This is a genomic window from Amycolatopsis sp. MtRt-6 (assembly GCF_017308975.1).
Lineage (GTDB): Bacteria > Actinomycetota > Actinomycetes > Mycobacteriales > Pseudonocardiaceae > Amycolatopsis.
The window spans coordinates 58,587-77,165 of sequence record NZ_JADWPD010000035.1; the positions used below are offsets into that span (position 1 = coordinate 58,587).

Consider the following 18,579-nt stretch of genomic DNA (forward strand, 5'->3'; position numbering starts at 1 on the left):
ACCTAGACGGTGATCTTGTCGACGTTCGGGCCGCCGTTGGCGGTCGTCGCGGTCGCCTTGATCTTGTTCGTGCCGGCGACCAGGGACACCGGGACCGTGACCGTCTGCCACGTGTCCCAGTTCCCCGTCCCGCCGAAGGCCACGTTCGACCCGACCTTCGTGCCGTTGACTGCGATGTCCATCGGGCGGTTCGCCGTCGTGCCGTTGGCGAACCGCAGGACGACGTTCGCCGGGCCCGCCGCGGCCGCGTTCACGGTGAACTCCACCGCGCTGCCGGTCGCGTTGCCGTAGTTGACGAACCCGGTTCCCGTGTAGCCCAGGTGGTTCGACTCCGCGACGCCGTTCGTGATCGTCGCGTCCTCGGCCTGGTAGTCGGCCGGCGCGGCCGAGCCGTCCGCCGGGATCGTCTTCGTCCCGGTGTTCCAGCCCGCGACCCGCACCGAGGGCGCGGCACCGTGGAGGTCCGCGGTCCGGTACGTCGCCGTCAGCGTCGTGGACTCACCGGGCCACAAGCTGACCTGGTTGTCGGTCCACCGCACCGGCAGCACCGGCGCGCCCGCCGCGTCGACCACGTGCGCGTCGACGAAGAACGCCGGCACCTTGCCGGTCGAGTCGTTCTTCAGCGTCACCTTGGTGGTCGTGGTGCCGTCGGCGTTGGCCGTCGAGGTGGCCGTCGACCCCAGTGGCACCTGGGCCAGGCTGTTCAGCCCGGACAGATCCGCGTACGACGTCGTCGGCGTGTAGTACCAGTCGCTGTTGGCCCAATCCAGGGTGTCGGCCTTGGTGGACAGCCAGTACACGTTCCGGCTGACCTCCTTGCCCGCGGCATCGGTCAGCACCAGCTTCGCCAGGTACGTCGTCGACAGCCCGCTCACCGAGCCGATGGTCAGCGCGGTCGTCTTCGCGCCGTCGCCGCCCACCGACACGCTCTTGGCCTGGTTGAACTTCTCCGTCCCGTCGAGGTTGTAGAGCTTCACGGACGCCGTGAGGTTCGACGCCGCGTCGTGGTTGTGGTTGACCACCACGACCGACTTCGTGTCGTACGAGTACTGGATGTGCAGCGGCTCGTTCGCCTTCTTGGCCCCGAAGTACGAGCCGTTCTGGTCGAGGTAGGCGTCGAACAGCTGCCAGTGCAGCGACGTCCAGCCGCTGTTGAGCATCCAGTAGATGATCCCGGTCGCCGGGTTCGAGCCGTCGCTGAAGTTGCGCGAGTGCGACTCGAACTCGGCGCGGACGTTCTCGTACTGCGCCAGCTGCGCCTTCCGGACGAAGTCGCCGAGGCTCGACGGCTTGCCGTAGCGGCCGGTCAGCGCGTCGCCGAAGAGCTTGAGGTTGCCGAACGTCGACGACGAGGAGCGGTGGTACTGCGGGGCCGCGGGGTTCTTCCACATCGTGTCCAGCTCGCTCGCCGACATCATCCGCTTGAGCGTGTCCATCGTCGGGATGTCCGGCCCGGCGCTGGTTTCGGAGTTGAAGCTCCACGCGCCGCCGCCGTCGGAGTGCGCCTTGTCGTACCAGTACACCGGCGGGATCCAGTCGTACGGCCCGTTCATCTTCATCCCGGACGACCCCAGCTGCGGCGACGACTTCGCCGACGCGGCCGGCACGATCGGCGTCTGCCAGTCCGCGGCGGTCAGCGCGTCGAGGTAGTTCTTCTCGATCGTCGCGTCGGGGGCGAAGTCGCTGCCGATGAGGAACGAGATGACGCTGGGGTGGTCGCGCAGCCGCTCGGCCTCCGCCGTCATCGACGCCTTCGCGATCGGGTAGTCCGCGGCGGTCCACGGGTCACCCTTCTCGCTGCCGTTGACCTGGCCCTCCCACTTGTCGCAGCACTCCCAGCCGGGCAGCGTGAGCACGCCCATCCGGTCGGCGAGGTCGAAGAACTCGTCCGGCTCGATGTGGCCCTCCAGCCGCACGGTGTTGAGCCCGAGGTCCTTGACGTAGGCGAGCTTGTCCGCGGCGGCTTGGGCGTTCCAGCGCAGGAACAGGTCCGGCGAGTAGCCGCCGCCCTTGATGAGCAGCGGGCGTCCGTTGATCGCGTACGCCCGGCCGCCGCTCGCGTTCTTGTTCGCGGTCACCTGGCGGATGCCGAAGGTCGAGTGCGAAGAGTCCGACACCGTCCCGCCGACGCTCGCGGTCAGGTCGAGGTCGTGCAGCGGCTGCCCGCCCATCCCGGCCGGCCACCAGATCCGCGGGTTGTCGATCCCGATCACCGGGAAGGTGACCGTCTTCTTCTCCTTGGCCGCCAGGCTGACCGTCTGGCTGATCGCGCGCCCGGCGACCGTGCCGGAGACCGTCGTGGACACGGCGGCCGCGGAGTCGTTGCGGACGTCGGCCTTCACCGTGAGGTCGGCGTGGGTGAGCCCGGTCAGCTTCGTGACGACGTGGCCGCCGCGCAGCGCCACCGCGCCGCTGCGCCGGACGAGGACGTCCCGCACGATGCCCATGTTCTGGTCCGGCGGGGTCTGCGCCCAGTCGATCCAGCCCATCGACAGGTCCTTGTTCGGGTCGTTCGGGTAGACCTTGAACGCGACGCTGTTCGTGCCGGCCTTCACCAGCGCGGTGATGTCGAGGTCGTGGCGGGTGTAGGCGCCGTTGACCTGCGTCCGGTCGGCGACGCGCGTCCCGTTGACCCAGACGTCGGCCTTCGACAGCACGCCGCTGAAGTCGAGGTAGGTGCGCTGGGACGTGTCGGCGACGGTGAGGTCGGTGCGGTACCACCAGGGGACCTGGAAGTCCGCGACCGGCACGTTCTTCATGTTCGTCGAGTAGAACGGGTCGGCGTACTTGCCGTTGGCCAGCAGGCCGGCGTAGACGGTCGAGCGCGGGCCGACCGGGTACCAGCCGGCCGTGTTGTACCCGGGCCTGGAGACCGCGGAGTCGTCGCTGACCTGCGCCGACGTCTGGATCAGGAAGCCGGGCACGGGGGTCGCCGCGGCCGCGGCCACCACGCTGGCCCGTTCCTGCCCGGTCGCGGCCGGGACGGTCGCGCCGGTCACCGCGACGGCCAGTACGGCCGCCGCGAGGAGGGTCCGGGTTCTTCTCTGCCGATAGCTCACTAGCGCGCCTCCTAGGCACCCACGGCGGCGGGGGACAGGCCTATCGTTAGGGAACTTTCCTAACAATTGCGCACGATCGTAGCGGCCCGGTCACGCCGGGAACAGGGTGATTCGTCAGACGCGGGCGGCCTGCCACGCCGCGGCGGCACGCAGGGCCAGCAGGAGCGGCAGGGAACCGTCTTCCCAAAGCCGGTGCGGCAGTGCCTCGCTGAGCGGGACACCGCCGGCCAGCGCGGCGCCGATCGCGGGGAGGTCGACGTCGAAGAGCGTCAGGCCCGCGCTGTAGAGCCGTTCGCCGCTGACCGGGCGGCGCCGCGCGACCTCGGCGCTGTCGACCGCCAGCCGGGTCAGCCCGAAGAACTCGGGCTTGGCGCCGCGTTCCATCCAGCGCGCGAAGCCGACGACCTTCGTCTCGCGGACGTCCGCGGGGGTGAGGCCGCTCTCCTCGCACAGTTCGCGTTCCATCCCGGCGCGGACCGCGGTGTGCAGGAACCGGCGGGTGCCGCCGTCCGGCGTGCGCAGGTCGCGGGGCTCGAGCGAGCCGCTGCCCGAGGGCGCCAGCAGCAGCCCGCTCACGGCGTTGAGCGCCGACTGCCGGACGGTGACGAGCTTGCCGTCGGTGGTGAACGCGACCGTGGAGACGCCGACGTGGTCGGCGAGCGAGCTGCCGCTCAGTTCGCGCAGCGCGCCGGCGGAGTCGGTGAGCTCGGCCGTGCGCAGGTCGTACTCCTCGCCGGTTTCGGTGCGCGTGATGCGGAGCGTGCCGAGCTCGTTCGAGCAGACGGCGTCGAAGAACCGGGCCCGGTGCAGCCGGATCGGCGCGGGCCGCGCGCCGGCGGCGGGCAGCGGGTCGCCGCGCATGCCGACGACCGGGCCGTTGAACAGCAGCCGGCCCCGGGCCCGCAGCGGAAGGACGTGCGGCGCGGTCGCCTTGAGCGCGGGCGGCAGCCGGTAGGGCTCGCCGTCGACCGCGACGGTGAGCCGGTCCGCCCAGAGCTCCCGGTCGATCGCGGCACTCACCAGCGCGGTGCCCCGGGCGGGCACGGCCAGGTAGGCCGCCTCCGGGTAGGCGGACGGCGGGGGCAGTTCCGCCGTGGGGAAGGGGGCGGCGATGGTGGTGAACTCGAACCCGGCCCACCGCCGGCGCAGCAGCCGGACGTCCCGGGTGAAGGTGGCGACGCCGAGGGCGAGCGCGACGCACGAAAGCACCACGCCGACGGCGCTCGGCAGGATGGTGACGACGCCGAGCAGCACCCCCAGCCCGGAGGCGGCGAGCGGCCACTCCCGGGCGCCGATGAAGCCGAGGTAGTCCGCCTTCGCCCGGGCGCGGCGCGTCAGTTTTCCCATCGCCGCACTGTTTAGCACGCCGAGGATGCCGCGTGGGGCGGGATTACCGCTTCTCGATCCCGAGGTCGGCCTTGAAGAGTTCGATCACCGCGAGCCGTCGCCGGTCGACCGCCTCCACGACGGACTGCTCGACCCCTTCGGCCCCGGCGATCTTCGTGTGCACGTCGATCACCAGGCCCGCCAGCTCCCGCGCCGGACCGGCCACATCCCGGCCGGCCAGGACGTCGATCTCGGCGGCGGCGGCGTGCAGGCGCGCGTAGGTACTCGGCGTAGACGGCCTGCTTGAGCTTGCCGAGCGCGTCCTCCCGCTGCCACCGGTGGTTGCGCGCGGTCTGCAGCAGCTGGAGGAGCCCGCCGGCGAGGACGCCGAGGAGGGTGCCGGCGACGCCGACGATCGCGGTCCCCATCAGGCCTGCGCGTCGAGATAGACCCAGTGGCCGTCCTCACGGCGGAAGCGGCTGTTCTCCTCGAGGAAGCCGTCCCGGCCCTGGTGGCGGTAGTGCGCCCGGAACTCGACGGTGCCCTCGGCGTGCAGCAGCCCGCCCCCGGTGCGGCCGAGGATCTCCAGTCGCGTCCACTCCTGGCCGGGATCGAGCCGCAGCTGCCGCGGCCGGGTGTCCGGGTGCCAGGTGCGCAGCAGGTACGCGGTGTCGCCGACGGCGAAGGCGCTGAACCGCGAGCGCATCAGCAGTTCGGCGGTGGGAGCGGTGAGCCCGCCGCCGTGGAACCGGCCGCAACAGGCGGCGTAGGACTCGGCGAGGCCACACGGGCACGGAGCGGGAGGCATCGGGGAATTCTGCCACGAAGGCTTCCGGCTCCCGCGGCGACAGGAGCGGTCGGCGCACGAAGAAATCGTTGTCCCGTCACGGCACCGGAAACTCCGCGGCAACCTCCGACGCGTCGTCGAGCACGGCCGGGTCCGGGTGGCCGCCACCGCTCGCCGCCTCGGCGATCACCAGGAGGGAGCCGTCGAGCCGGGACTCGTAGTGCTCGCCGGTGAACCGGACGCCCGCCCGCTTCAGCAGGGCGTCGGGCACGGCGTAGATGTTGCCCGTCCCGTCGCGGTCGGCCAGTTGCCGCAAGTCGCGCGCTTCGGTGGTCCGCGGCATCCGGACCCAGGCGATGGTGACGACCACGGTGTTCCCACCGCCGTCGCCGGCGGCCAGCAGCATCCGGGACAGCGCCTTGCACGGGTGGCGTACGAAGAAGTCCTGGACCTGGCCGAACGCGTACGGCGCGCACTTCGGTTCGCGCTTGGCGACCTTCTTGATCGTCTTGAGCCCGAGGCGTTTCATCGCGTCCTCGTGCTTGCCCTTGCGGGCGGATTGCTTGCCGGAAGTGCGTGCCTGCAGGCTCGACCCGCCGCCCGGCTCGACTGAGGCAGCGCCGCCACCCGTGCTCAATGCCGTGCCACCCGCGGCGGCGGCACCGACGACCGCGGCGACGACCGCGGCACGGCCCCTCGGATTGTGACGCGGCCTGACCCTGCCGCTCGAGTCCGTGTAGAAGCCGTCGGCCATCGTCCGTTCCCTCCCCGGTCCGGAAGAGTCCGATCCTGCATCGGAACTCCGGAAGAGGGAACGCCTGTCGCCCGGACGGCGCAGCGACCGTCCACTCCGGACTACTGCGCCGTTCGTCACCAATCCGACCACAGCCACGGCCGGATGGCTTTCGCGGCAACGGTTGCTTGCCGCTCGGGGCGCGGCCTGCTTTTGGCCGGATTAGTAACCTGCGTTGACCGGCTTCCCGGTCTCCCGCGCCTCCTGCGCGCCCCGCACCGCGAGCCGGTCGGCTCGCTCGTTCTCCGGGTGTCCCGCGTGGCCCTTCACCCACAGCCACTCGACCGTGTGCCCGCCGATCGCCGCGTCCAGGCGCTGCCAGAGATCCGCGTTCTTCACCGGGGCGCGCGCCGCCGTCTGCCAGCCGTTGCTCTTCCAGCGGGGCAGCCACTGCGTGATGCCGTTGCGGACGTACGTGCTGTCCGTGTAGACGCGGACCTGCGACGGCCGGGTCAGGCTCTCCAGCGCGCGGATCGGCGCCGTGAGCTCCATGCGGTTGTTCGTCGTCGGCGTGGCCTCGCCGCCGTACAGCTCGCGCTCGTGCCTGCCGTAGCGCAGCACCGCGCCCCAGCCGCCCGGTCCGGGGTTCCCGCTGCACGCGCCGTCGGTGTAGATCTCCACGTCCACGCGGCGACCCTACCGGTCGCGGTGGTCGCCGAAGACCGCCACGCCGGGTTACGGTGAGTCTCCGGAGGGGAACCATGGGCGGCGGGCACGACGACGCGGGCGAGGGTGCGCTCCTCGCTTACCTCGCCGACGCCGATCGCGAGTACCTGCTCGCCCGCGGCACCCGCCGCCGGTTCCGCGCGAACGACGTCGTGCTCATGGAAGGCGACCCGTCCGACCACGTCCACGTGCTCGTCTCCGGCTGGGTGCGCGTCTCCAAGATCGTGGAAGACGGCCGCGAGGTGCTCTTCGGCCTGCGCGGCCCCGGCGAGGTGCTCGGGGATCTCGCGGCGGTCACCGGGCGGCCCCGGTCGGCGTCGGTGCGCGCGATCGAACCCTGCACCGTTTTCCAGCTCACCGGCGCCGAGTTCGTCGACGTCCTGCACGCGCGGCCGGCGATCGCCGTCGCGACGATCAAGACGGTCGCGGCCCGGCTCCGCAACGCCGAGTCCGCCCGGCTCGACGCGGCCGCCTACGACGTCAGCCGGCGGGTCGCGGCGGTACTGGTCCGGCTGGCCGAGGAGCGCGGCCGGACCGTGCCGGAGGGCGTCGTCGTCGACGCCCTGTCGCAGGAGGACGTCGCCGCGCAGATCGGCGCCGCCCGGCGTACCGTCGCCCGGGCGCTGCGCTTGCTGCGGGAACGCGGGATCGTCGAGACCGGCCGGCGCCGCTTCGTCATCCGCGAGCTCCGCGTGCTGAGCGCCTTCGCCCACTCTGAGCCAAACGGCACACAAGGCCCGTGACAGCGGACATGTGATGGACAGCCCGCCCGGGCGATCCTGGAACCGGCCGGGAAGAATGCGATGCCACCCGGCCGGACGCCATTTCCGAGCGAGGTCGGGGAGCCCTTGTCGTGAACGTCTACTGCAAGATTTTGACCCTGGTGAAATCGGTCTTCGCCGCGTTCGTGGTCGGCGCCGTCGCGGGTTTCGCGGTGGCCGCCGGAAACGCGGCGGAACCGGCCGCGCCGACGTTACACGGCTCCGCGCCGCTCTCCGCCTCGGCCTGGGTACAGCGATGAGGAGGTGTGTCTGATGGAGAGCCACTCGATCTGGGCCCTGATCTTCGGGGCGGCCTGACCGCGGTGAGACCCGGCCGGCCGGCTCGTGGGGGGTCGGCCGGCCGGGTATTCCCCGAATACCGATGTCCGTAATTTGTCCAGCTCGCGGAGAACGGAAACTGGTAACGTGGGAAAATCTGCGGGGAAACGAGGGGGTGGCAAGACGGAGGAGCACACCTCACCGTTCGTGCGCGAGCTGAACGAACTCCGCCGCGGCCGTGGCCTCGACGCGGCCGACCTGCACCAGCGGATCGGCCCGTGCCTGCGGGCGGCGTGCGCGATCGCCGAGACCGACCAGCCCGCCGCCGCGCGCGAGAAGCTCGTGCTGCGGCTGACCGAGCTGTGCGGGCGGCTGCCGCCGGACCTGAAGCTGGCCGCGCTGGCGGCGTTCGGGCTGCACGAGGAGGCCGCGGGGGAGTTCCTCGACCGGCGGATCTCCTGGCTGGCCAGCGTCCTCGACCGCGACCCGCGCACCGCCCGCCGCCGGATCGACCTGGCGTTCCGCCGCCTCGACGAGCTGCTCGGCGCACCCGCGCCCCGCGGCGACCTGCACCCGCTGGCCGGCTGGTACGTCGAGTCGATGAAGGCGATGCTCCGGCTGGACCGCGACCCGCCGGAACTGCAGGAGGAGCGCCGGATCGTCGCGGAGGTCGACGAGCTCGACGAGCTGGTGCTGCCGTTCAGCGTGCCGGCCGAACCGGGCAGCGACCCGGTGCCCGACATCGCCGCGGACGCGCTGTTCGGCGGCGAAATCGTCGAATCACGCCAGGTTTCGGTGAGCCACGCGCAGTTCGTCATGCGGCTGCCGAACCCGCTGCGGCTCGGCCAGCGGCACGAGTACGGCATCCGCTTCACGCCCCGGCGCACGGAACTGCGGCCGTACTACGTCATGACGCCGCTGCGCCGCTGCGAGGAGTTCTCCGTGCGGGTCTGCTTCGACCGCGCCGCGCCGCCGCGGCGGGTGTGGCGGCTCAACGGCGTGCCGGGCCGGGTGATCGACGACGGCGTCGACTCGGGCGACGCGCTGACCGTCAACCGGGTCGGCGAGGTCGGCCTCGAGTTCCACGACCTGCACCAGGGCCTGAGCTACGGGCTGCAGTGGTCGTTCGATCCGCCGGAAGGCTGAGCCGTCCGGATGCTGGGACCCGGAATAGCGGCGCGGGCGGTGGGTTGGCACCGTCGTAGCCGAGGAGAAGGGGCCCGCGATGAGCACGTTCACGCAGGAGTGGCAGGACTGGAAGGCCCGGCGCGAGACCGACCTGGCCGAGCCGCACGGCTGGCTGGCGCTGGTGTCGCTGGACTGGCTGACGGACTCGCCGCGGGAATACCCGGGCATCCCCGGCCGCTGGTGGCAGGACGCGGACGCCGCGTACGTCGACCCGGCCGGCGCGTCGCTGTCCCACGAGGGCGAGCCGATCACCGACGTCCGGCGGTTCGAGCTGGTCAACAGCGGCCCGGGCACCCGGGTGCTGGCCGGCGACGTCGAGATCGAGGTGGCCCGCCGGTCGGGGTACCTGATCCGCGTCCACGACCCGAAGGCCGAGGTGCTGCGCGAGTTCCGCGGCGTCCCGGCGTACGAGCCGTCGCCGTCGTGGGTGCTGTCCGGGCGGTTCGAGCCCTTCGCCGAGCCGCGGCCGACCACGGTCGGCGCGGTCGTGGAAGGCCTGAGCCACGTCTACACGGCGCCGGGCGTCGTCCGCTTCTCCCACGACGGCGCCGAGCACACGCTGACCGCGTTCAACGGCAAGGACGGCGGCCTCAGCATCCTGTTCACCGACGGAACGAGCGGCGTGACCACCTACGCGGCCAACCGGTCGCTGCCGGTGGGCGCGCCGGCCGCCGATGGCGCGGTGACGCTGGACTTCAACCGCGCGGTGAACCTGCCGTGCGCGTTCACCGACTTCGCGACCTGCCCGCTGCCGCCGGCGGGCAACCACCTGCCGTTCGCGGTCGAGGCGGGGGAGAAGATCCCGTACGAGCGCGGGTGACTCCCCCGCCCGCCATGCGGTGGGCTCAGTGGGCGACGTCGATGACGACGCGGTTGGGCGCGGTGAGGGTGAAGACCTTCACCGCGGTCCGCGACCGCACCCCGAGCCCGATGGTCACCTGCGCCTCGAAGTCCCCGGTGACGGCGACGGCCATGACGTTGCGCAGGTTCCACGTCCGGAACTTCCGCGGCCCGGGGAAGGTCGGGTTCCCGTCGGCGTCGTGCGCGGCGGCTGGGGTGGTGAAGACCTCGATGAAGAACTCCCCGGTGAGCCACACGACCTCCCCGCTCGCGTCCGCGAGCAGCTCGTCGACGAGCTGGTAGGAGACGGACGGCGCGGGCCCCGAGCTCAGATCGAGCACGACCCGGTCGAACCCGGTGTTGAGCCCGGTCCGGATGTTCGTCATGGTGGGAACGACGGGATCGGCGGCCTGCGCGGGCCCCGCGGCGGCGAGCAGCCCGCTCCCGGCGAGCAGCAGCATGACGGCGGCGAGCGCGCGTCTCTTCGGTCTGGACATGGTGGGCCTCCTGGCGGAGCGAACCGGTGGAAGTCCCAGCGCTGGGTTTGCGAGGGACGCCCGGTTCGTCCGGTGCGTTGCCCTGGTGTCCTCTATCGTTATCCGGCTGCTCCGAACGTGTCCGCAGGCGGGCGGCTCGCCTGGATCCCACGACCCCTCGGCCCGGCACCAGGTCTCATGGTCACCGGAAACGGGGCTGCCCGGTAGGCAGCCCCATTCGCGGGAGGATCACCAGCCGCGGTCGCGCCACTCCGTGAGCTTCGGCCGTTCCGCGCCGAGCGTCGAGTCGTCCCCGTGGCCCGGGTAGAACCACGTCTCATCCGGCAGCTCATCGAAAATCCGAGAAGACACATCGTCCAGCAGGGACTCGAAATCCGATGGCGACGCCGTCTTCCCGACCCCGCCCGGGAACAGCGAATCCCCGGTGAACAGGTGCGGGTGACCGGCCGGGTCGCGGTACAGCAACGCGATCGAGCCCGGCGTGTGCCCGCGCAGGTGGATCACCGACAGCGTGACCTCGCCCACCGTCAGCGTGTCCCCGTGCTCGACCAGGAAGTCCGGGGGCACCGGCAACGGCGGAGCGTCCAGCGGGTGGGCTGCCGTGTTCGCTCCGTTCGCTCCCGCCACCGCGCCCAGGGCCTGCCAGTGGTCCTGGTGCTGGTGCGTGGTGACGACCGTCTTCAGCGAAGGCCGGTCCGGGCCGTGGCCGATCAGGTCGGAGATGCGCTCGGGGTCGTTCGCCGCGTCGATCAGCAGTGCCTCGTTCGACGACCGGCACACCAGCAGGTACGCGTTGTTGTCCATCGGGCCGACGGACAGCTTGGTGATCGTCAGCGCGTCCAGGGTGCGGCGGGTGGCGTCGCCACCCGGGTCGACGTGCCCGGTGTAGGTGTCCACGATGTTCACCGTGCACACGGTAGTCGTTTCGCTCCAACCGGTTCCACCCGCACAAGCGCACGGCCGCCCAGCCACGTAGGCTCACCTCGACCCCCGGCCAGACCGACCCCAGGACGATCGTGCCCACCTCCCCGACGCCGCGCCGGATCAGCTGGGACCTCCTCCGGGTCGTCGCCGTTTTCGCCGTCGTCCTCGGGCACGTCACCCACCAGGGCGCGCTCCTGCACCCCGAACTCACGGGGTACCCCGTGCGGGTGACGGCGCAGTTCGGTGCCGCGATCCTGCTGGTGATCTCCGCCTTCTTCGTCTGCGCGAGCCTGCGCAAGGGCAGTCCCGGCCGGTGGCTGTGGCACCGCGTCGCGCGCCTGGTGCCCGCGTACCTGGTCGCCGTCCTGGTGACCTACGTCGTGACGCGGTGGGCGGCCATCTCCTTCAGCGGCCTGCCCTACCCGCCCGGCGTCACCGGGTTCCTGTTCGGCGTGCCGCCGGGGCCGCCGGCGAACCCCTCGCCGTGGTACATCCCGACGTGGCTGGACCTGGTCGCCAACCTCGGCATGGTGCAGGAGTGGGGCATCCGCTGGGCGGCCTTCTACTACCTGGACGGCTCCTACTGGACGCTGCCGGTGCAGCTGCTCGCCTTCACCGGCGCGGCCCTGCTGTGGCCGCGGTCGTGGCGCACGCACCGGCTGACCGTCGCTCTGCTGTGGACGCTGATCCTCGTCCCGCTGGCGCTGCGGTTCCTCGTCTTCCCGCCCGGGACGGCGGGCCCGGTCGTCGAGACGTTCTACTACGGCCTCGGCCTGCACCGGCTGCACGTCTTCGCCGTCGGTGTCGCGATCTGGCTGTGGGCGCGACGCCGGATCGCGACCTGGCACGCCGCGCTCTTCGTGGCCGCCGCCGTCGCCGCGCAGGACCTGCAGGTGTTCCCGTTCCACGTCGCGCTGCCGCAGGACGCCGAGCGCTGGCCCTCCACGATCGGGTTCGCCGTCCTGCTCCTGCTGGTCTGCCTGGCCGCCCGCGGCCCGGACTGGCGGTTCCCCGGGCTGGCGCGGATCGCCCCGGCCGTCACCTGGCTCGCGGGCATCTCGTATGGTCTTTACCTGGTGCACCAGGAACTGGGTTACGTCCTGGCTCGTGCTCTGCTCGACGCCGGTCTCCCCGGCTGGCTGCGGCTCCCCGTGGTCGCCGGCGCCGCCGTGCTGGCCGGCTGGGCGGTCACCGCGGGGGTCGAACGCCCGGCCCACCGGTGGCTCACCAGACGCCGGAAGCCCGAAGAACCGCAGGTCAAGGACGCGGAACCCGTTTTTGTCGGTGGTGGCTCGTAGCATGGATCGCGGCCACCCGTGTAGCTGAAAACCGGGTGAGCGACCGCACCTGAGAATGACATTGAGAGGACCCTGGCGTGGCTGATCGCCTCGTTGTTCGCGGTGCCCGCGAGCACAACCTCCGCGGCGTGGATCTCGACCTGCCCCGCGACAGCCTGATCGTGTTCACCGGCCTGTCCGGGTCCGGGAAGTCGAGCCTCGCCTTCGACACCATCTTCGCCGAAGGGCAGCGCCGCTACGTCGAGTCGCTCTCGGCGTACGCCCGGCAGTTCCTCGGGCAGATGGACAAGCCGGACGTCGACTTCATCGAGGGCCTCTCGCCCGCGGTGTCGATCGACCAGAAGTCGACCTCGCGCAACCCGCGTTCGACCGTGGGCACGATCACCGAGGTCTACGACTACCTGCGCCTGCTCTACGCCCGCGCCGGCAAGGCGCACTGCCCCAAGTGCGGCGAGGCGATCAGCAAGCAGACCCCGCAGCAGATCGTCGACCAGGTGCTCGCGATGGAGGAGGGCACCCGGTTCCAGGTGCTCGCCCCCGTGGTGCGCGGGCGCAAGGGCGAGTACGTCGACCTGTTCGAGAACCTGCAGCAGCAGGGCTACGCGCGCGTGGTCGTCGACGGCACGGTCCACGCGCTCACCGACCCGCCGAAGCTGAAGAAGCAGGAGAAGCACCAGATCGGCGTGGTCATCGACCGGCTCACGGTGAAGGCGGCCTCGCGGCAGCGGCTCACCGACTCGGTCGAGACGGCGCTGCGGCTGGCCGACGGCCTGATCGAGCTCGAGTTCGTCGACCTGCCGGACAACGACCCGCACCGCATTCGGGGCTTCTCCGAGAACCTGGCCTGCCCCAACGGCCACCCGCTGGCCATTGAGGACCTCGAGCCCCGCTCGTTCTCCTTCAACTCGCCCTACGGCGCCTGTCCGGAGTGCACCGGCATCGGCATCCGCAAGGAGGTCGACCCGGAGCTGGTGGTCCCGGACGACGAGCTGTCGCTGGCCGAGGGCGCGATCGCGCCGTGGTCGGGCGGGCAGAGCGCGGACTACTTCGTCCGGCTGCTGGAGTCGCTGTCGGAGACCATCGGCTTCCGGATGGACACGCCGTGGCGGCGGCTGCCGGCGCGCGCCCAGAAGGCGGTGCTGCACGGCGTCGACGAGCAGGTCCATGTCCGCTACAAGAACCGCTACGGCCGCCAGCGCTCGTACTACGCGAACTTCGAGGGCGTCATCCCGTTCCTCGAGCGGCGCCAGGAGCAGACCGAGTCCGAGTACATGCGTGAGCGGTACGAGGGCTACATGCGCGAGGTGCCGTGCCCGGCCTGCCAGGGCACCCGGCTCAAGCCGGAGATCCTCGCCGTCACGCTGGCGCACAAGACCCGCGGCGACATGTCCATCGCCGAGGTCTGCGCGCTGTCCATCGCGGAGGCGTCGCAGTTCCTCGACGAGCTGGAGCTGGGGCAGCGCGAGGCGATGATCGCCGGCGCGGTGCTCAAGGAGATCCAGGCCCGCCTGCGCTTCCTGCTCGACATCGGCCTGACGTACCTCTCGCTCGACCGCGCGTCCGCCACTCTTTCGGGTGGTGAAGCCCAGCGCATCCGGCTCGCGACGCAGATCGGCTCGGGCCTGGTGGGCGTGCTGTACGTGCTCGACGAGCCGTCGATCGGCCTGCACCAGCGCGACAACCATCGCCTGATCGAAACGCTGACCAGGCTGCGCAACCTCGGCAACACGCTGATCGTCGTCGAGCACGACGAGGACACCATCCGCTCCAGCGACTGGGTGGTCGACATCGGCCCGGGCGCCGGCGAGCACGGCGGCCACATCGTCCACAGTGGACCGTACAAGAAGCTGCTGAAGAGCAAGGAATCGCTGACCGGGCAGTACCTGTCCGGGCGCCGGAAGATCGAGGTGCCGGCGATCCGGCGCCCGGTCGACAAGAAGCGGCAGCTGACCGTCGTCGGCGCGCGCGAGCACAACCTGCGCGGGCTCGACGTCTCGTTCCCGCTCGGCTGCCTGGTCTCGGTCACCGGCGTGTCCGGCTCGGGCAAGTCGACACTGGTCAACGACATCCTCGCGACGGTGCTGGCGAACAAGCTCAACGGCGCCCGCCAGGTGCCGGGCCGGCACACCCGGGTCAACGGCCTGAACAACGTCGACAAGCTGGTGCGGGTCGACCAGTCGCCGATCGGGCGGACCCCGCGGTCCAACCCGGCCACCTACACCGGCGTCTGGGACCACGTCCGCAAGCTGTTCGCCGCGACTACCGAGGCGAAGGTCCGCGGCTACCAGCAGGGCCGCTTCTCGTTCAACGTCAAGGGCGGCCGCTGCGAGGCGTGCGCCGGCGACGGCACGATCAAGATCGAGATGAACTTCCTGCCGGACGTCTACGTCCCGTGCGAGGTCTGCAAGGGCGCCCGGTACAACCGGGAGACCCTCGAGGTGCACTACAAGGGCAAGACCGTCTCGGACGTGCTCGACATGCCCATCGAGGAGGCCGCGGAGTTCTTCGAGCCGATCAAGGCCATCCACCGCCACCTGCAGACGCTGGTGGACGTCGGCCTCGGCTACGTCCGGCTCGGCCAGCCCGCGCCGACGCTCTCCGGCGGCGAGGCGCAGCGCGTCAAGCTGGCCAGCGAGCTGCAGAAGCGCTCGACGGGCAAGACGGTCTACATCCTCGACGAGCCGACGACCGGTCTGCACTTCGAGGACATCAACAAGCTCATCGGCGTGATCAACGGGCTGGTCGACAAGGGCAACTCGGTGATCGTGATCGAGCACAACCTCGACGTGATCAAGACCTCCGACTGGATCATCGACATGGGCCCCGAGGGCGGCTCGGGCGGTGGCACGGTGGTCGCCGAGGGCACGCCGGAGCACGTGGCGGGCATCGAGGAGAGCTACACCGGCCAGTTCCTGAAGACGGTCCTCGCGGCCGAATAGGCGGCTACCGCTCCTTCCCGGTGGTCTGGTGGACCACCGGGGAGAGCGGCCCGTAGTACAGCGCCCGGATCCGGAAAGCCGAGTTCTCCTCGCCGGGCAGCAGCGAGAGCACGCACGTCGTGACGTCCGGCTCGGTCACCTCGACCGGGTCGAAATCCGGCGCGCCCGGCCGCCGGATCTCCAGCAGGAACCCGGCTTCGTCCGGCGTGCGGTCGGGCCAGGTGAACGTCACCGTGTCGCCCGTGTGCGCCACCTGCAGCTCCGTCGAGACCGGACCGGTGAACGGCCGCACCCGGTAGTGGAACGGCGTCTCCGGGATCAGGTCCGGGTGGTGGTAGCTCCTCACGTGCGGGGCCAGGAACCGCAGCGTCGTCCACGGCCCGGCCGGGTCGTTGGCGTACTCGACGCGGTGGCCCGCGCCGTCGTCCGGCCAGCCGAGCACCACGTCCGTCGGCGAGGTCAGCGTCGCCGTGAGAGCCGGCGCGGGAGCGGAACAGCCCGCGGCCAGCAGCGTCACCAGGGCGAGGGGTTTGACGGGCACGGCGGCCTCCCGGCACGGGCAGGGGCGGCGGTGCGGACGTGATCAGCTTAGGAAGCCGCCCGCACGGCGACAAGATCGTGCCGATCACCGGGACACACCAATCCGCCCGCGAACCGGCACCGAATGGGCGTGAACCCGGCTGAACCGTTTCGCGGTGGCGGCCGTGTCTCAGGTGTCGAGGTCCACCGGACGGTGGAGCCGCCCTCACCGAGGAGAGAACGTCATGAACCGTATCCGGCCGGTGGTCGTCAGCGCGGTGGCGCTGGCCGCTGTCGCCTCCTTGTCCGCCTGCGGTGACATGGCCGGCGGCGCCCAAGGACCGCAACACGGGGAGCCGGGGCACAAGATGCTCCAGGTCGCCACGGTCGACGGCGTGGGCGCGGTGGTCACCGACGCCGACGGCAAGACGCTCTACCGGTTCGACAAGGATCTCTCCTCACCGCCGACGTCCAACTGCGACGGCGAGTGCGCGACCCAGTGGCCGCCGATGCTCGCCGGGGTGGCCACGCCGATGCTCAAGGGCGTCCAGGACACCCAGGTCGGCACGACGACCCGCAAGGACGGCAGCAAGCAGATCACGCTGAACGGCTGGCCGCTCTACGGCCACGCGGGCGACAAGGTCACGGGCGACATGACCGGCCAGGGCGCCAACGGTACCTGGTTCGCCGTCGCGCCGGACGGCAGCAAGATCACCGCGAAGAGCAAGGCCGGCGGCGCAGGGTACTGACAGACGACGGGTTTCCGGGCAGAACGAGGAAGGACGGGCAGCCGATGAACACCATGGTCGCGCTGCGCTCGGCGCACGCACCGCCGGTGGAGCTGAGGGTTGCAGTACTGTCCTCGCCGACTCAGAACACCGTCGGGAGGACGAGGGTGGCCATAGGAGGCAGGCGGCCTAAGAAGGCCAAAGGCGAGGACCTGATTCGGCAGCTGTACGCCGAACACGGGCGAAGCCTGCTGGCCTACGCGACGAGGCTGACCGGGGATCGGGCGGCAGCCGAGGACGTGGTCCAGGAGACGCTGGTCCGAGCCTGGAAACACGCGGACGACTTGCAGAACGACGGAAAGGGCTCGGTGCGCGGCTGGTTGCTGACCGTCGCGCGCAACCTGGTCACCGACCGGGCACGAGCGCGGGCGGCCCGGCCACAGGAAGTGGCCGAACCGGCCGAAGGCGTGCCGACCCCGGCCGTCGAGCGGGACCACGCGCAGGGCGTGGTCGACTCGATGACCGTGCTCGGCGCGATGGACGGGCTGTCCAACGAGCATCGAGAGGTCCTGGTGGAGATCTACTACCGGGGGCGGACGGTGGCCGAAGCGGCGAGAACACTGGGCGTCGCACCGGGTACCGTGAAATCAAGGTCGTACTACGCACTACGAGCACTCAGAGCAGCGATGATTTCGAGCGGAACGGAGGTGGCGCGATGAACTCGGTGGACGAGAGTCACACGCAGCTCGGCGCGTACGCCCTCGGCGCGCTCGATCCCGCGGAGGCGGCCGACTTCGAGCGGCGGCACCTGCAGACCTGCGCCCAGTGCCGGTTCGACCTGAACGAGCTCGTGGCACTGCGCGACTCGCTCGACGAAGTGCCGCCCGAGGCGTTCCTCGACGGGCCGCCCGAGGGCGGGGACCTGCTGCTGCAGAAGACCCTGCGCCGGGTGCGCGACGAAGAAGAGCGGGTCGCTCCACCGGCCCGCTCGGCCGGACGCCGGGGCCTGGCCCTGGTCGCGGCGGCGGTACTGGTGGTGGCCGCCCTCGGTGGCGGGATCCTGGTGGGCCGCCAGACGGCCCCGGACAACGGCGGCTCCCTTGCGGTACCGCAGTCGAACGTGCCCGGCACGAAGACCGTCGAAGCCCGGGACCCGACGACCGGCGTGCAGCTGGCCGCGTCGATCGCTCCGTTCCAGGGCTGGGTCAAGACGGACGTCAGCGTGAAGGGCGTCAAGGCCGGGGAGAAGTGCCTCCTCCAAGTGGTCACCAAGGACGGCAAGGCGGTGACCGCCGGCAGCTGGCAGGTGTCCGAGAAGTGGGAGAGCACGGGCTTCAACCTCGACGGGTCGGCCCTGGTCGCCCCCGACGACGTCGCTTCGATCGACATCGTCACGGTGGACGGCCGGAAGCTGGTCTCGGCCCAGGTGTGACGTGACGGGTGCGCGCTACCGGTTCCGCAGCACGTGGCTGCTGCCGGGAACCGCGCCCGGGCGGGTGTTCGACGTGGTCACCGACCTCGCCGGCTACCCGCGGTGGTGGTCGGACGTCCGCGCGGTGCGCCGCGTGGACGACGACACCGCCGAGCTTGTTTGCCGGTCCCGGCTGCCGTTCCGGATCATCGTCCGGATGCACCGGGACCACCAGGACGAGCGCACGGGCCTGATGCGGGTCAGGCTCAGCGGCGACCTCGACGGGACCCTGGCGGGAGCGGTCCGCGCGGCGGGCGCGGGCACGCTGCTGGAAATCACCCAGGACGTCCAGGCCCGGAAGAAGTTGCTGCGGCGCTTCGACACGGTGGCCCGGCCGCTCTTCCGCGCGAACCACGCGCTGATGATGCGGCGGGGCCACCGTGGGCTTTCGGCCTACCTCACCTGAGGCCCGGCCCCAAGCGCCCCAATGTGGCCTTCGGTGCGTTCAACGCACCGAAGGCCACATTGGGTGCGTTGAGCGCAACCAAGGCCACATTGGGGCGC

Annotated in this window: 19 protein-coding genes; 10 read left to right on the top strand and 9 right to left on the bottom strand. The window is 71.1% G+C overall.

Annotated elements, in window-relative coordinates; genetic code table 11:
- Window positions 1-2 precede the first annotated feature (2 nt).
- The 6 genes from I4Q55_RS40475 to rnhA form a co-directional block, all read right to left on the bottom strand.
- Window positions 3-3,059 (bottom strand): carbohydrate-binding protein, encoded by a 3,057-nt coding sequence (locus I4Q55_RS40475; protein WP_206795875.1) that lies wholly within the window; start codon window positions 3,057-3,059, stop codon window positions 3-5.
- 114 nt (window positions 3,060-3,173) lie between these two features.
- Window positions 3,174-4,406: a hypothetical protein gene (locus tag I4Q55_RS40480; RefSeq protein ID WP_206795876.1), complete on the bottom strand. Its 1,233-nt coding sequence runs from the start codon at window positions 4,404-4,406 to the stop codon at window positions 3,174-3,176.
- A gap of 43 nt (window positions 4,407-4,449) precedes the next feature.
- Window positions 4,450-4,611: a hypothetical protein gene (locus tag I4Q55_RS49830; protein WP_242547644.1), complete on the bottom strand. Its 162-nt coding sequence runs from the start codon at window positions 4,609-4,611 to the stop codon at window positions 4,450-4,452.
- Between the two features lie 201 nt (window positions 4,612-4,812).
- Window positions 4,813-5,193: a YchJ family protein gene (locus I4Q55_RS40490; RefSeq protein ID WP_206795877.1), complete on the bottom strand. Its 381-nt coding sequence runs from the start codon at window positions 5,191-5,193 to the stop codon at window positions 4,813-4,815.
- A 76-nt stretch (window positions 5,194-5,269) separates the two neighbouring features.
- The gene (locus I4Q55_RS40495; RefSeq protein ID WP_206795878.1) at window positions 5,270-5,926 is read right to left on the bottom strand and encodes a hypothetical protein; all 657 of its coding nucleotides are present in this window, start codon (window positions 5,924-5,926) and stop codon (window positions 5,270-5,272) included.
- Window positions 5,927-6,127: 201 nt separating this feature from the next.
- Entirely contained in the window at window positions 6,128-6,592 is a 465-nt protein-coding gene (rnhA, locus tag I4Q55_RS40500) for a ribonuclease HI (RefSeq protein ID WP_206795880.1), read from the bottom strand.
- Between the two features lie 74 nt (window positions 6,593-6,666).
- Between rnhA and I4Q55_RS40505 the strand changes: the two genes are divergently transcribed.
- The 4 genes from I4Q55_RS40505 to I4Q55_RS40520 all read left to right on the top strand — a co-directional run bounded on the left by I4Q55_RS40505 (window position 6,667) and on the right by I4Q55_RS40520 (window position 9,679).
- Window positions 6,667-7,374 carry a Crp/Fnr family transcriptional regulator gene (locus I4Q55_RS40505; RefSeq protein WP_206795882.1) on the top strand — a complete coding sequence of 236 codons (708 nt, stop codon included), beginning with the start codon at window positions 6,667-6,669 and terminating at the stop codon, window positions 7,372-7,374.
- Between the two features lie 110 nt (window positions 7,375-7,484).
- On the top strand, window positions 7,485-7,652 hold the full coding sequence (locus I4Q55_RS40510; protein ID WP_206795884.1) for a hypothetical protein: 168 nt from the start codon (window positions 7,485-7,487) through the stop codon (window positions 7,650-7,652).
- A 166-nt stretch (window positions 7,653-7,818) separates the two neighbouring features.
- Window positions 7,819-8,817 carry a hypothetical protein gene (locus tag I4Q55_RS40515; RefSeq protein WP_307793447.1) on the top strand — a complete coding sequence of 333 codons (999 nt, stop codon included), beginning with the start codon at window positions 7,819-7,821 and terminating at the stop codon, window positions 8,815-8,817.
- A 79-nt stretch (window positions 8,818-8,896) separates the two neighbouring features.
- On the top strand, window positions 8,897-9,679 hold the full coding sequence (locus I4Q55_RS40520) for a DUF1684 domain-containing protein (RefSeq protein ID WP_206795886.1): 783 nt from the start codon (window positions 8,897-8,899) through the stop codon (window positions 9,677-9,679).
- A gap of 25 nt (window positions 9,680-9,704) precedes the next feature.
- Here the strand turns inward: I4Q55_RS40520 and I4Q55_RS40525 are convergent, their stop codons facing one another.
- A complete protein-coding gene (locus I4Q55_RS40525) occupies window positions 9,705-10,196 on the bottom strand; it encodes a hypothetical protein (RefSeq protein WP_206795888.1) in 492 nt (163 codons plus the stop codon).
- 228 nt (window positions 10,197-10,424) lie between these two features.
- Window positions 10,425-11,102, bottom strand: a complete 678-nt coding sequence (locus I4Q55_RS40530; protein WP_206795890.1) for an MBL fold metallo-hydrolase — start codon at window positions 11,100-11,102, stop codon at window positions 10,425-10,427.
- A gap of 110 nt (window positions 11,103-11,212) precedes the next feature.
- Here I4Q55_RS40530 and I4Q55_RS40535 point away from each other — a divergent pair, with 110 nt between their 5' ends.
- Together I4Q55_RS40535 and uvrA are read left to right on the top strand one after the other, a co-directional pair.
- Window positions 11,213-12,418 (top strand): acyltransferase, encoded by a 1,206-nt coding sequence (locus I4Q55_RS40535; RefSeq protein WP_206795892.1) that lies wholly within the window; start codon window positions 11,213-11,215, stop codon window positions 12,416-12,418.
- Window positions 12,419-12,495: 77 nt separating this feature from the next.
- The gene (gene uvrA, locus I4Q55_RS40540; RefSeq protein WP_206795893.1) at window positions 12,496-15,357 is read left to right on the top strand and encodes an excinuclease ABC subunit UvrA; all 2,862 of its coding nucleotides are present in this window, start codon (window positions 12,496-12,498) and stop codon (window positions 15,355-15,357) included.
- Window positions 15,358-15,361: 4 nt separating this feature from the next.
- Here the strand turns inward: uvrA and I4Q55_RS40545 are convergent, their stop codons facing one another.
- Window positions 15,362-15,898 carry a fibronectin type III domain-containing protein gene (locus tag I4Q55_RS40545; protein ID WP_206795894.1) on the bottom strand — a complete coding sequence of 179 codons (537 nt, stop codon included), beginning with the start codon at window positions 15,896-15,898 and terminating at the stop codon, window positions 15,362-15,364.
- Between the two features lie 223 nt (window positions 15,899-16,121).
- Here I4Q55_RS40545 and I4Q55_RS40550 point away from each other — a divergent pair, with 223 nt between their 5' ends.
- The 4 genes from I4Q55_RS40550 to I4Q55_RS40565 all read left to right on the top strand — a co-directional run bounded on the left by I4Q55_RS40550 (window position 16,122) and on the right by I4Q55_RS40565 (window position 18,481).
- Window positions 16,122-16,625: a hypothetical protein gene (locus tag I4Q55_RS40550; protein WP_206795895.1), complete on the top strand. Its 504-nt coding sequence runs from the start codon at window positions 16,122-16,124 to the stop codon at window positions 16,623-16,625.
- 146 nt (window positions 16,626-16,771) lie between these two features.
- A complete protein-coding gene (locus I4Q55_RS40555; RefSeq protein ID WP_026469270.1) occupies window positions 16,772-17,323 on the top strand; it encodes a sigma-70 family RNA polymerase sigma factor in 552 nt (183 codons plus the stop codon).
- A complete protein-coding gene (locus I4Q55_RS40560; RefSeq protein ID WP_206795896.1) occupies window positions 17,320-18,036 on the top strand; it encodes a zf-HC2 domain-containing protein in 717 nt (238 codons plus the stop codon). Before I4Q55_RS40555 ends, I4Q55_RS40560 begins: the two co-directional genes overlap by 4 nt.
- A gap of 1 nt (window position 18,037) precedes the next feature.
- Window positions 18,038-18,481, top strand: a complete 444-nt coding sequence (locus I4Q55_RS40565) for an SRPBCC family protein (RefSeq protein WP_206795897.1) — start codon at window positions 18,038-18,040, stop codon at window positions 18,479-18,481.
- Window positions 18,482-18,579: the final 98 nt, after the last annotated feature.